The sequence below is a fragment of the Mucilaginibacter pallidiroseus genome, from assembly GCF_007846085.1.
GTDB lineage: Bacteria > Bacteroidota > Bacteroidia > Sphingobacteriales > Sphingobacteriaceae > Mucilaginibacter > Mucilaginibacter pallidiroseus.
Map to the genome: position 1 here is coordinate 100,170 of NZ_VOEJ01000004.1, position 11,818 is coordinate 111,987.

Consider the following 11,818-nt stretch of genomic DNA (forward strand, 5'->3'; position numbering starts at 1 on the left):
AGCAGGCTTCTTTATAACAGCAAAGAGGGCAAATTTACAATTATTAAATTAACGGCGAATAAATTGAAAGCCGCCATTAGGTTCGATACGCATAATGGTTGAAGGTTTGCGTATCTCGGTGCTGTGCTGGTCAATGTCTACCACGTAATCTACCCCGTTAATAATATCATCACTCACCTGTGCAAAGTATTGCGGTGAAGGTTCGCCGCTGATGTTTGCTGATGTTGACACAAGTGGTTTGCGGAGGCGCTGTATTAACTGCTGGCAAAAAGGGTGATTAGCAATGCGGATACCCACGCTGCCATCTTCGGCAATAAGGGCCGGGGAAACGTTCTTTGCGCCCGGCATTACCAGCGTAAGTGGGTTTTCGGCATATTCAATCAGATCGTACGCTACGTCAGGGATGTCCTGGATATAGCTTGGCAACTTAGCATCGGTATCAAGCAAAATAATCATGCTTTTGCTTTCCTCGCGCTGTTTTAAGGCAAATATCTTTTTTACGGCTTCGGTGTTTGTTGCATCGCAGCCAATACCCCAAATGGTATCGGTAGGGTAAAGAATGATCCCGCCATCCTGAACCACTTTAAGCGCTTTGTTTACTTCGTCTTTAAGCATTATTGATTTGCAAACTTAAGGCTTTTATTATTTTATTTTCATCTAAAAGCTGCATACACTTGGGTATACCATATAACCTGCATTTGTTGCGCACGCAAGGCTCGCAGTTTAATTGGCCGTAGCGTACTATTGCAAGATTATCTTTATTATAAGGAGCGGTATTAGCCTCGTTACCTGCACCAAACAGGGCAACAGTTGGTATGCCCAGGGCATTGGCCAGGTGGGCCGGCCCCGAATCTGTAGATAATACCGCCGTACTACCCGCCATTAACTCGGCTAATTCAGTAATGCTTGTTTTGCCGCTCAGGTTTTCAATACGACTGTTATTTAACCCGGCAAGCAGTTCGCCTACATAGGCCGCCTCCCTTGGTGAACCAACAACTGCAAACCTGTGATCAGTAAAATTATCAACGAGGTGGCTAACTATACTGCGGCCCTTATCAACCGGCATGCGGCGCGATGAAGCTTCGGAATTAAAGTTGATGACAATGGTTTTGTTGTTTGGTAACTTCCCGGCCGATGAAATCATGTTTACCCTACGATCGTGTACTTCCTTACCGGTAAAATGCTCAAGCAGGCAAATGTACTCATCAACACGGTGCAAATCCCTGGGCTTGCTGTAGGTATTGGTCATCAGGAAAAAGCCGCCCTCTTTGTTAAACCCCATGCGCTTTTTTGCGGAAGTGGCCCAGGCCAATACGTTCGACGACAGCGAGTGCGGCAGGTTGAAAAATATATCGTATTTGTTGGCGCGCAGGCTTCTGCCAAAGCGATATGCGCCCTGCAAGCCTTTATGTTCCTTTTTTGAGAAGAGATAAGTTTGGTTGATGCCGGGTATCAGCGAGGCTATGCTGCCCAGTTCTTTTTTGATGATCACATCAATTTCGGCATCCGGATAAAGCTGCCTTACAGCGCCTATAAAGGCGGTGCTCATTACAACATCGCCCAGCCAGTTGGGTAGCCGGATCAATATTTTCATATTGATAGATCTGAGAAATGGGACTTGGGATGTGAGACCGAAGAAGCAGGGTTAGCGGGTGCGCAAAGCCTTATCTCAAATCTCACATCTAACATCTCAAATCTATTTACACTGCTACATTATTTTCCCTTAAAGCATCGTTTAACGATGTCTTTTTGTCGGTGCTTTCTTTACGCTTGCCAATGATAAGGGCGCAGGGCACCTGGTATTCGCCGGCTGCAAATTTTTTGGTATATGAGCCTGGTATAACTACCGAGCGGGCAGGTACACGGCCTTTGTACTCAACAGGCTCGCTGCCGGTAACGTCAATTATTTTGGTTGATGCTGTTAGAACTACGTTGGCACCCAAAACAGCTTCGCTTTCCACGTGTACGCCTTCAACAACAATAGCGCGCGAACCCAGGAAGCAATTGTCTTCGATGATAACCGGCGATGCTTGTACAGGCTCCAATACGCCGCCAATGCCTACGCCACCACTTAAGTGTACATGTTTACCTATTTGCGCGCATGAACCTACAGTAGCCCAGGTATCAACCATAGTACCCTCGTCAACATAAGCACCAATATTAACATACGATGGCATCATAATAACGCCTTTGGCCAGGTAAGCGCCGTAGCGGGCAATACCATGAGGCACTACACGTACGCCCAACTCTTTGTAGTTGGTTTTAAGCTTCATTTTGTCATGAAAAACAAAGGGGCCTGTTTTAATTTCTTCCATTGTACGGGTAGGGAAGTAAAGTATAACGGCTTTCTTTACCCAGTCGTTATTATGCCAGCGGCTGCCAATTTGCTCGGCAACGCGTATTTCGCCTTTATCAAGCCTGTCAATAACAGTTTCGATAGCGTTCGTGTATTCACTAAAGTTTAAAAGGTTCCTGTCTTCCCAGGCGTCTTCGATAAGTTTTTTAAGATTTATCATCAGCAAGAATAAAATTTTGTCAAATTAACGGAATTTTGGGGAGATTTGCCTTAACTGAAACATCAAGATTAACAATAACATGCCCGAGAAAGAGAAACTAAGGATTGACAAATATTTGTGGGCCATACGTATTTTTAAAACCCGTACGCTGGCTGCCGAGGCCTGCAAGGCCGGTAGGGTAAAGCTTGATGGTAATAACACCAAGCCATCGCATGAGGTTAAGGTAGGCGAGCGTTACCAGATAGCCAAGGGGCCGGAGCGTAAGGTGATATTGGTATCGGGCCTGCTCGAGAACCGTGTGGATGCTAAAAAGGCTGTAGACTACTACGAAGATATTACCCCGGTTGAACAAACCACCACCTTTAAATCGATGTTTCATGCCCCGGTGTTAAAACGCGACCGTGGCACAGGCCGCCCTACCAAACGCGACCGACGCGAAACAGACGAATTGAAGGACACCTTTTTTGATAAGCCGGAAGAGGAGGAGCATTGATTTGTCATACTGAACGTAGTGAAGTATCTGATGATCGTTGGAAAGTTAGCAACACATCCTTAGTACCTCAGAATGACAAGGTGAGGGGAAAGGAACGGACTTTTGTCATGCTGAACGCAGTGAAGCATCTGATGGCCGATAGAAAAGTTCGCAAATAGATTCTTCGTACCTCAGAATGACAAGGTGGGGGAAAGAAAAGCCCTGGTCATGCTGAACGAAGCGAAGCATCTAGTAGCTATGCGGTAAGTGGCCTTTATTTTTAACCCCTTTACATCTGCTTAATATAATCGCAACAAACATTTATCGTTATTTTTGCTTTTCAATAATCGCTATGCCGCAAATGTTGTAATAGCGCATTCGCTGTCTGCATGGAAAATACTTACCCCGCTTCAAAAATTGCCGTTATTGGTTTAGGATATGTTGGTTTGCCGCTGGCAATTGAGTTTGCCAAAAAATATCGTGTTGTTGGGTTCGATATCAATACCAAACGCGTACAGGAGCTTAGCGCTGGCAACGACGCCACGCAGGAGGCTAACATTGATGATTTGCAGGCGGTATTAACTTCAACGCAGTTGAAGTTCGCAAGCAACCTCGACGAAATTTCGACTTGTAACATATACATTGTTACCGTACCCACCCCGATAGACCAGTTTAAGGCCCCCGATCTGGAACCTTTATTGAAAGCTTCGGAAATGATTGGCTCGGTTTTAAAAAAGGGCGATCTGGTTATTTATGAGTCTACCGTTTACCCTGGTTGTACCGAAGAAGATTGTATCCCCGTTTTAGAGCGGATATCAGGCCTAAAATTTAATCAGGACTTTTTTGCAGGATATTCTCCCGAGCGGATCAACCCCGGCGATAAGATCAATACCCTGGTTAAAATTAAAAAAGTAACCAGCGGCTCAACGGCAGATATTGCCGATAGGGTAGATGATTTATACGCATCCATCATTACAGCAGGCACGCACAAGGCACCAAGCATTAAGGTTGCAGAGGCATCAAAGGCAATTGAGAATGCACAACGTGACGTAAATATATCTTTTATCAATGAACTGGCGCTGATCTTCGATAGGATGGGCATTGATACCAATGACGTACTGGAGGCAGCAGCTACCAAGTGGAATTTCTTAAAGTACAGGCCGGGTTTGGTAGGAGGCCACTGCATAGGTGTAGATCCATATTACCTGGCGCACAAAGCCGAGTCGTTGGGTTACCATCCGCAGGTTATTCTTTCGGGCAGGCGAGTGAACGACCAGATGGGCGAGTTTGTAGCATCAAAAGTTGTTAAACTACTCGTATCCAAAGGGCATGAGGTACAACATACCAACGCCCTGATATTGGGTATCACCTTTAAAGAAAATTGCCCCGATGTGCGCAACAGCAAGGTGGTTGATGTATACAACGAATTAAAAGCCTTTGGCCTTAACGTAGATGTGCATGACCCACATGCCGATTATGAAAAGGTTAAGCACGAGTATGGTATCGAAATTACAAAAACCATCAGCAAGCAATATGACGCCGTGATCCTTGCCGTTTGCCATACGGAGTTTGCAAAGCTCGATTACAGGAGCATCACGCGCAATGCCAATTCGGTTATTTATGATACTAAGGCCGTTTTAGATCGCAGTATAGTTGACGGCAGGCTGTAGAGCGTTTTACTTTTATTGAGTATTATTGCATAATTTTTTACAGGGCTTTTACAGCTGATGATAGATATAGCGCAAAAAGTTTTTGATATTGAAATAGCCTCGCTGCAATATGTGGCCTCAATGATCGACGATCAATTCAGCCAGGCGGCCAATGCTATTTTATCCAGTACAGGCAGGCTGGTGGTTTGCGGAATGGGTAAATCAGGCCATGTGGGTCGCAAAATTTCGGCAACGTTTACCAGTACCGGTACCCCCAGCTTTTTTATGCACCCAGCCGAAGCATTTCATGGCGATTTGGGTATGATTGGCCCGCAGGATATTGTGCTGCTAATTTCTTACTCGGGCGAAACGGAAGAGATATTAAAGATTGTCCCCTTCCTTCAGTTTAATAAAAATAAATTCATAGCCATTACCGGAAAGCCAAATTCAACCCTCGCAAAAAACGCCGATTATACACTTAATGTATGTGTGAAGCAGGAGGCTTGCCCGTTGGAGCTGGCACCCACATCATCAACTACAGCCACCTTGGTTATGGGCGATGCGCTGGCGGTGGCACTGATGAAGCTGAGGGATTTTAGCCCGGCAGAGTTTGCGCGCTTCCACCCGGGCGGTAGTCTTGGACGCAAGCTTTTAGTTAAGCTTCGCGATGTAATGCGCACAGACAATCTACCATTTATAAACGCTGATGCCACATTTACACAACTGCTCATCCGCATGTCTGAAGGGAAGCTTGGAATGGTTATCGTTGGATCGGCAAGTGATGTTTTGGGCGTGATAACAGACGGCGATCTCCGACGCGGCCTGGTGAAGCATCCCGATTTGCATGCGTTACCTATTACCGAGATCATGACCACAAATCCGCTCATTGTAAGTGAAGATGAACATGTGTTTGATGCAGAGGAGCTCATGATTGAACGCAAGATAACCACGTTGCTTGTTGGCGATGCTGATGGTAAGCTAACGGGTATTTACCAGATATTTAACCAGTTGTAGCCATGAAAGCAATAATTGTTATCCCTGCAAGGTTAAAATCAACACGGTTGCCGCGTAAGGTACTTTTGGATTTGGGTGGCAAGCCCGTTATTCAGCGTGTTTATGAGGCTTGTCTGAAGTCTGAACTGCATCACGAAGTTTGGATAGCTGCCGATAGCGACGAGGTGTTTAACCTTTGCAGGCAGTTTACAAGCAATGTGGTCATGACAAGTGAAGACCATCCCAGCGGTACCGACCGTATTGCCGAAGTGGCTAAAGATATTGAATGCGATATTGTAATCAATGTACAGGGTGATGAGCCATTTTTTGATGCAGCAATAGTAGATAAGCTGATCATGGCCCTGCAATACGATGAAGCCGTTATGGCCAGCGTTTGCGCCCCCGTACAAAACGTTGAGGAACTGCATAACCCCAACCTTGTAAAAGTTGTTACAGATGTAAATGGGTATGCCATTTATTTTTCACGCTTTGCTATTCCGTTTTTAAGGGATAGTGAGGTGGAGGATGTAAGCGTTTATAAAAAACACATGGGGGTTTATGCTTACAAAGCGGCCTTTTTAAATAGATATATAAAATTGCCGGTTTCGTTTTTAGAAGGCCAGGAAAAACTGGAGCAGCTAAGAGCGATAGAGAACGGATATAAAATTAAAATGATTGAAGTGGCAAGTATTGAGAAGGGGATAGACACTCCCGAAGACCTTGAACTTGCCCTGAAAAAAATTGAAAGCAATGGCATTGTATAAAGATATTACCGAGAAACCTTTTTTTATTGTTGGCCCCTGCGTTATGGAAAACCAGGAGCTACTTTACACAGTGGCTGAAAAAGTGGCCGAGATAGGCGCCAAATATCCGGTTACCGTGGTGTTCAAATCATCGTTTGATAAAGCTAACCGTACATCGGTACATGCTTATCGCGGGCCAGGCTTAACTAAAGGTATGGAAATGCTTGCTAACGTGAAGGAGAAATTTGGCTTGCCGGTTACCACCGATATTCATGAACCTTTCCAGGCGGCGGCTTGCGCGGAGGTTGTTGATATTTTACAAATACCTGCGTTTTTGTGCCGCCAAACCGATTTGTTGGTTGCAGCGGCAGAGACAGGTAAAATTGTAAATGTTAAAAAAGCGCAGTTCCTATCTGGTCAGGATATGTTTTACCCGGCTCAAAAGGTTAAAGAGGCCGGTAACGGGCAGGTGATTTTAACCGAGCGTGGTAACTCATTCGGCTACAACAACCTGGTAGTTGACTTCAGGAACATTGCCGACATGAAAGAATTTGGTTATCCCGTTTGTATGGATTGCACCCACTCGGTACAGCGCCCAGGCGGCGCAGGTGGCAAAACTGGTGGCGACCGTAAGTTTGTACCCGGAATGGCCCACGCTGCAAAAGCATTCGGTGTGAACGGTTACTTCATCGAAACCCATCCTGATCCGGACAACGCGTTAAGCGATGGCCCTAACATGCTTTACCTAAGCGATCTGGAAAACCTGATAAAATCGTTGATTAGCTAGAAGATTAAAAGCATTGTTAAAGCTATTGCAAACGGTTACCCATTACAGCCTGCATTTTTTGGCGCCGGGTGCTATAGCGTATATATTTTTTCGCAAGGAGTGGAAAAAGGCGTGGCTTATCATGCTTGCTACCATGCTCGTGGATGCCGACCACCTGCTTGCCACCCCAATCTTTGATCCTAACCGCTGCAGCATTGGCTTCCATCCGCTGCATTCATACTATGCTATCGGCGTTTATTTCGTGCTGCTATTCTTTCCAAAGACAAGGATAGTAGCTGTGGGTTTGCTTTTTCATATGCTAACAGATTGGCAGGATTGCCAATGGCGGTGGTTTTAATTCAAACGCTTTTATGTTTGCTTCAAAATTCGTTAAGCAACGATGCCGGGAAATACTTGTATAAGAGATAGTATGATTTTCCATTAATGATTATACGTAACACGTCTTTTTTATCGCTTTCCAACCCATCTTCATTGTAAGGGAAAGCAACCTTCTGTGTAAAAAGGCGGCCCTTTTTCACCGTAAGCTCAACGGGTTGAAAAAATAAAAATCGGCTCTTAAAAGAATACGACGATATCTTATATTCGGTATCTGTTACATCAATCTTCGAGATAATTGTGATAACGTTATTGGCCTGCTTAAAGGTTGACATGTATACATAAATGCTAATTGGTATGGCAATAATAAACAGGTTAACAAACAACAAAGGCAGGCTATCCAATTTAAAGTAGAACCCTGTGCCAACAATAGCAAAAATCATTAGCCCGATAAGTATCGAATAATTTGCCTCAGACACTTTTCTGTTGATGTACCGGCTTTCTAAAGAATGGCTTGCCTCATAAGTTTCCACGCACAACTACTTAAATTGTTAATAGTCCGTCTTTAGTTCAGATCCTTCCCAAAGCCTAAATGCTTGCTGTGCTTCATCGCGCATCATTTGTTTAAAGGGGAGTTTGCGTTTGTCCATGGGCTGGTCCAGTTCATCATAAATAAAGTGGTCGTCAAATCCAATTGCAGCGGCATCTGCCTTGGTATTGGCGTAGTAGATTTTACCTATGCGGGCCCAGTAAATGGCACCAAGGCACATAGGGCAAGGCTCGCAGCTGGTATAAATTTCGCAGCCTTCTAAGCTAAAGGTGCCCAGCTCTTTGCAGGCCATCCTTATGGCTGATACCTCTGCATGTGCGGTAGGGTCGTTAGTTGGCACCACTTTGTTGGCACTTCGGGCAACTACCATACCATCTTTCACTATCACGGCACCAAACGGGCCGCCCATTCCTTGCTTAACATTATATTCCGACAGCTCAATAGCCATCTGCATAAATTTCTCGTGGTTTTCCATAATCGTTTCCATTAAAAAACCCCGGTTTATAGCCGGGGTTTTAAATTTCATATTTTATTATCAGCTTAAGATGCTGCAACAATTGATTATTTTTTGTCTTTAGCGTAGGCTTCGTTTAGCTTCTTGATAACATCAGCAGTGATGTCAAGGCTTGGATCGCCGTAAAGCATGGTTGGGTCGCCTTTTTTAAAGGTTAACACCATTTTGTAGCCTTTTTCTTTAGCATAATCTTTAGTAAAGGCAACCAGCTTTTCATAAAGTTTAGTTTGCTCGCCCACCTGATCGTTTTGCACCTGCGCACCAGCGTTTTGCTGATATTGCTGAAACTCCTGGCCTTTACGTTGCAAACGTTGCTCGGTAGCCTGGCGCTGATCTGCACTCATGGTAGCCGCATTTTTTTGATAATCAGCAATTTCGCGTTGAATAGCCTGCTGGCGTGACTGTACATCGCTTTGTGCTGCTTTGCCTTTAGCGTCAAGGCGTTTGTCCATATCTTTGATGTACTCGTATTGCGAAACGATTGAATCCTGGTTGATGTAAACAATATCGGCAGCAGCAGGGGTTGCGCTTGCAGCAGTTGTAGTGGCAGCTGCAGGTTTATCAGCCGATTTATTTTGATTGCAGGCCGCTATACCGGCAGCAATTGACAGCATCAGGGCTGATTTTGCAACAATAGAGGTCGTGATTTTCATTGTGTTTGTCTAAAAAATTTTGACAAAGATAATCTTTCGCCCCAAGTTTCCTAACCAATAATTAACATGTTTACTACCAGTCATATTTCTCCACAATGGTGCTAACTATGCTGTAAATGTGGGGGTAAAATCGTATTTTTGAAGGTTATTGTTTATTTAAAATATGAGCGAAGAAAACAAAGATAAATCGAATTACTCCGCGGATAATATACAGGTTTTAGAAGGCCTCGAGGCCGTTCGTAAAAGGCCGTCGATGTACATTGGTGATACAGGCGTAAAAGGCTTGCACCACCTGGTTTACGAAGTAGTAGATAACTCGATAGATGAGGCTTTAGCAGGCTACTGCGATACCATAAACGTTACCATCCATAAAGGTAACTCGGTTACTGTAAAAGATAATGGCCGCGGTATCCCTACAGGTATCAATACCAAAGAAAAAAAATCAGCTTTAGAAATAGTAATGACCGTGCTGCACGCAGGCGGTAAATTTGATAAAGACACTTACAAAGTATCGGGCGGTTTGCACGGTGTGGGTGTAAGTTGCGTAAACGCGTTATCAACGCATGTTGCTACAGTAGTGCATCGTGAGGGTAAAATATTTACCCAGGAGTATGAGCGTGGCAAGCCTTTGTTTGATGTGAAGGAAATTGGCGTGTCTGACAAAACAGGTACGATACAAACTTTCCAACCCGACCCAGAGATTTTCACTACCACTACCGAGTATAAGTTTGAAACGCTTGCTACGCGTTTGCGTGAGCTGGCATTCCTGAATAAAGGTATCCGCCTGACGCTGACAGACGAGCGTGAGCCGAATGCTGATGGTACTTTCCCTACAGAAGAATTTTTCTCTGAAGGCGGCTTAAAAGAGTTTGTGAAGTATCTGGATGGTACAAGGGTATCTATTATTCCTGAGCCTATTTATGTAGAAGGTATAAAGCAGGGTATCCCTGTTGAGCTTGCTTTGCAATACAACGATACTTATTCAGAAAATGTACACTCGTACGTAAACAACATTAACACCATTGAAGGTGGTACACACGTTGCCGGCTTCAGGATGGGTTTAACACGTACGCTTAAAGCTTATGCCGATAAAGAGGGCTTGCTGAAAAACGTAAAGGTTGATGTTACCGGTGATGACTTCCGCGAGGGTTTAACTGCGGTTATATCCGTAAAAGTACAGGAGCCACAGTTTGAGGGCCAAACCAAAACCAAATTGGGTAACAGCGAGGTTAGTGGTGCGGTAAACGTAGCTGTGGGCGAGATATTGGGCAATTACCTGGAAGAGAATCCAAGGGAAGCCAAAATGATTGTACAGAAGGTGATTTTGGCAGCTACTGCGCGTGCCGCAGCCCGCAAGGCGCGCGAAATGGTGCAGCGCAAAAGCGTAATGAGTGGATCGGGCTTGCCTGGTAAACTGGCAGACTGTGCCAACAGCGACCCAACCCTTTGCGAGATTTATCTGGTAGAGGGCGACTCGGCGGGTGGTACCGCCAAGCAAGGCCGTAACCGCGAGTTTCAGGCTATTTTACCACTACGTGGTAAGATCCTCAACGTGGAAAAAGCCATGGAGCACAAGATCTACGAAAACGAGGAGATCAAAAATATGTTTACCGGTTTAGGTGTAAGCATTGGTACGCCTGAGGATGCCAAAGCGCTTAACCTAGCTAAACTGCGCTATCATAAAATTGTGATCATGACGGATGCCGACGTGGATGGATCGCACATCACCACGCTTATCCTTACCTTCTTTTTCCGTTATATGAAGGAACTGATAGAGTACGGGTATGTTTACGTAGCGTCGCCACCGCTTTATCTGGTTAAAAAAGGTAAGGAGCAGGAGTACTGCTGGAATGATGAGCAGCGCGATAAAGCGATTCAGCGTTTAAAAGGCCAGGGTAAAGAAGACAGCGTACACGTACAACGTTACAAAGGTTTGGGCGAGATGAATGCAGAGCAGCTGTGGGAAACTACCATGAATCCTGAAAAACGCACGCTTAAAAAAGTGAGCATAGAAAACGCTGCCGAGTGCGATCATACTTTTAGTATGCTGATGGGTGATGAGGTAGCACCACGCCGCGAGTTTATCGAGAAAAACGCACGTTACGCAAGGATCGATACATAAGATTGACAACAATAAATACTAAGCCCGGCTGAAAAGTTGGGCTTTTTTGTTATGCACTATGTAGAATAAGTTCCATCTTACCGTAATCTATCACTGCGTTATATTCCATCAATACATCACTGCCCAGCACGCCCAAAACTTCCGGGTGGCCAAGCTCGGCGTAAGCTATATTGATGGTGGAGAGGTCGAGGACGGCTACTTCAAGTTCCGGGATTAGGAGTTCGCCTATCGCTATATCTTTTACCTTAGCCGTGGCTGATGCCATGGTGTTTGTGCCCAAGCCGGTTGATAGCTTTTCGCTGGCAATTATTGGTGCATGCTCATTTGCCATTAATAATAGCTGATGATCAAACGCCGTACGCGAGGCGCCGGTATCAAGCACCAGGTTGAATACCTGGTTAAACAATTGAATTTGCAGTAGGGGATGGAAGCCATCATGCAGATCAATAATATTAAGTGGAATGGTTACAGTGGTATTGTTTAGCATTGTAATAAAATAAAAAA

14 protein-coding genes are annotated in these 11,818 nt (G+C 44.9%); 7 read left to right on the forward strand and 7 right to left on the reverse strand.

Annotated elements, in window-relative coordinates:
- Positions 1–48 precede the first annotated feature (48 nt).
- The 3 genes from FPZ43_RS09760 to FPZ43_RS09770 form a co-directional block, all read right to left on the reverse strand.
- Positions 49–615 (reverse strand): L-threonylcarbamoyladenylate synthase, encoded by a 567-nt coding sequence (locus tag FPZ43_RS09760; RefSeq protein ID WP_146381730.1) that lies wholly within the window; start codon positions 613–615, stop codon positions 49–51.
- Entirely contained in the window at positions 608–1,594 is a 987-nt protein-coding gene (locus FPZ43_RS09765) for a glycosyltransferase family 9 protein (protein ID WP_146381731.1), read from the reverse strand. Before FPZ43_RS09765 ends, FPZ43_RS09760 begins: the two co-directional genes overlap by 8 nt.
- Before the next feature lie 106 nt (positions 1,595–1,700).
- On the reverse strand, positions 1,701–2,516 hold the full coding sequence (locus tag FPZ43_RS09770) for a 2,3,4,5-tetrahydropyridine-2,6-dicarboxylate N-succinyltransferase (protein WP_186461804.1): 816 nt from the start codon (positions 2,514–2,516) through the stop codon (positions 1,701–1,703).
- Positions 2,517–2,595: 79 nt separating this feature from the next.
- Here FPZ43_RS09770 and FPZ43_RS09775 point away from each other — a divergent pair, with 79 nt between their 5' ends.
- From FPZ43_RS09775 to FPZ43_RS09800, 6 genes are all read left to right on the forward strand, one after another.
- Positions 2,596–3,009 (forward strand): RNA-binding S4 domain-containing protein, encoded by a 414-nt coding sequence (locus FPZ43_RS09775; protein ID WP_146381733.1) that lies wholly within the window; start codon positions 2,596–2,598, stop codon positions 3,007–3,009.
- A gap of 368 nt (positions 3,010–3,377) precedes the next feature.
- The gene (locus FPZ43_RS09780) at positions 3,378–4,658 is read left to right on the forward strand and encodes a nucleotide sugar dehydrogenase (RefSeq protein WP_146381734.1); all 1,281 of its coding nucleotides are present in this window, start codon (positions 3,378–3,380) and stop codon (positions 4,656–4,658) included.
- Between the two features lie 57 nt (positions 4,659–4,715).
- Entirely contained in the window at positions 4,716–5,651 is a 936-nt protein-coding gene (locus tag FPZ43_RS09785) for a KpsF/GutQ family sugar-phosphate isomerase (protein ID WP_146381735.1), read from the forward strand.
- Between the two features lie 2 nt (positions 5,652–5,653).
- Positions 5,654–6,394 carry a 3-deoxy-manno-octulosonate cytidylyltransferase gene (gene kdsB / locus FPZ43_RS09790; protein WP_146381736.1) on the forward strand — a complete coding sequence of 247 codons (741 nt, stop codon included), beginning with the start codon at positions 5,654–5,656 and terminating at the stop codon, positions 6,392–6,394.
- Positions 6,381–7,160 (forward strand): 3-deoxy-8-phosphooctulonate synthase, encoded by a 780-nt coding sequence (gene kdsA, locus FPZ43_RS09795; protein ID WP_146381737.1) that lies wholly within the window; start codon positions 6,381–6,383, stop codon positions 7,158–7,160. Before kdsB ends, kdsA begins: the two co-directional genes overlap by 14 nt.
- 13 nt (positions 7,161–7,173) lie before the next feature.
- A complete protein-coding gene (locus FPZ43_RS09800; protein WP_146381738.1) occupies positions 7,174–7,497 on the forward strand; it encodes a DUF6122 family protein in 324 nt (107 codons plus the stop codon).
- 22 nt (positions 7,498–7,519) lie between these two features.
- Here FPZ43_RS09800 and FPZ43_RS09805 read toward each other — a convergent pair whose 3' ends face one another.
- Genes FPZ43_RS09805 through FPZ43_RS09815 form a run of 3 tightly spaced genes read right to left on the reverse strand, consistent with a single transcriptional unit; the run spans position 7,520 to position 9,192 of the window.
- Positions 7,520–8,008 (reverse strand): hypothetical protein, encoded by a 489-nt coding sequence (locus tag FPZ43_RS09805; RefSeq protein WP_146381739.1) that lies wholly within the window; start codon positions 8,006–8,008, stop codon positions 7,520–7,522.
- Between the two features lie 18 nt (positions 8,009–8,026).
- Positions 8,027–8,551 carry a nucleoside deaminase gene (locus FPZ43_RS09810; protein ID WP_391563972.1) on the reverse strand — a complete coding sequence of 175 codons (525 nt, stop codon included), beginning with the start codon at positions 8,549–8,551 and terminating at the stop codon, positions 8,027–8,029.
- A 35-nt stretch (positions 8,552–8,586) separates the two neighbouring features.
- Entirely contained in the window at positions 8,587–9,192 is a 606-nt protein-coding gene (locus tag FPZ43_RS09815; RefSeq protein ID WP_146381740.1) for an OmpH family outer membrane protein, read from the reverse strand.
- Positions 9,193–9,355: 163 nt separating this feature from the next.
- Here FPZ43_RS09815 and gyrB point away from each other — a divergent pair, with 163 nt between their 5' ends.
- Positions 9,356–11,314 carry a DNA topoisomerase (ATP-hydrolyzing) subunit B gene (gyrB, locus tag FPZ43_RS09820; protein WP_146381741.1) on the forward strand — a complete coding sequence of 653 codons (1,959 nt, stop codon included), beginning with the start codon at positions 9,356–9,358 and terminating at the stop codon, positions 11,312–11,314.
- 49 nt (positions 11,315–11,363) lie between these two features.
- Here gyrB and FPZ43_RS09825 read toward each other — a convergent pair whose 3' ends face one another.
- The gene (locus FPZ43_RS09825) at positions 11,364–11,801 is read right to left on the reverse strand and encodes an aspartyl protease family protein (protein WP_146381742.1); all 438 of its coding nucleotides are present in this window, start codon (positions 11,799–11,801) and stop codon (positions 11,364–11,366) included.
- Between the last annotated feature and the right edge of the window lie 17 nt (positions 11,802–11,818).

What these genes read in the sequence shown, in the direction of transcription:
- FPZ43_RS09760 (WP_146381730.1), bottom strand. Translation starts at nt 615, where the DNA reads ATGCTTAAAGACGAAGTAAACAAAGCGCTTAAAGTGGTTCAGGATGGC.
- FPZ43_RS09775 (WP_146381733.1), top strand. Translation starts at nt 2,596, where the DNA reads ATGCCCGAGAAAGAGAAACTAAGGATTGACAAATATTTGTGGGCCATA.
- kdsA (WP_146381737.1), top strand. Translation starts at nt 6,381, where the DNA reads ATGGCATTGTATAAAGATATTACCGAGAAACCTTTTTTTATTGTTGGC.
- FPZ43_RS09785 (WP_146381735.1), top strand. Translation starts at nt 4,716, where the DNA reads ATGATAGATATAGCGCAAAAAGTTTTTGATATTGAAATAGCCTCGCTG.
- FPZ43_RS09770 (WP_186461804.1), bottom strand. Translation starts at nt 2,516, where the DNA reads ATGATAAATCTTAAAAAACTTATCGAAGACGCCTGGGAAGACAGGAAC.
- gyrB (WP_146381741.1), top strand. Translation starts at nt 9,356, where the DNA reads ATGAGCGAAGAAAACAAAGATAAATCGAATTACTCCGCGGATAATATA.
- FPZ43_RS09815 (WP_146381740.1), bottom strand. Translation starts at nt 9,192, where the DNA reads ATGAAAATCACGACCTCTATTGTTGCAAAATCAGCCCTGATGCTGTCA.
- FPZ43_RS09780 (WP_146381734.1), top strand. Translation starts at nt 3,378, where the DNA reads ATGGAAAATACTTACCCCGCTTCAAAAATTGCCGTTATTGGTTTAGGA.
- kdsB (WP_146381736.1), top strand. Translation starts at nt 5,654, where the DNA reads ATGAAAGCAATAATTGTTATCCCTGCAAGGTTAAAATCAACACGGTTG.
- FPZ43_RS09825 (WP_146381742.1), bottom strand. Translation starts at nt 11,801, where the DNA reads ATGCTAAACAATACCACTGTAACCATTCCACTTAATATTATTGATCTG.
- FPZ43_RS09810 (WP_391563972.1), bottom strand. Translation starts at nt 8,551, where the DNA reads ATGAAATTTAAAACCCCGGCTATAAACCGGGGTTTTTTAATGGAAACG.
- FPZ43_RS09765 (WP_146381731.1), bottom strand. Translation starts at nt 1,594, where the DNA reads ATGAAAATATTGATCCGGCTACCCAACTGGCTGGGCGATGTTGTAATG.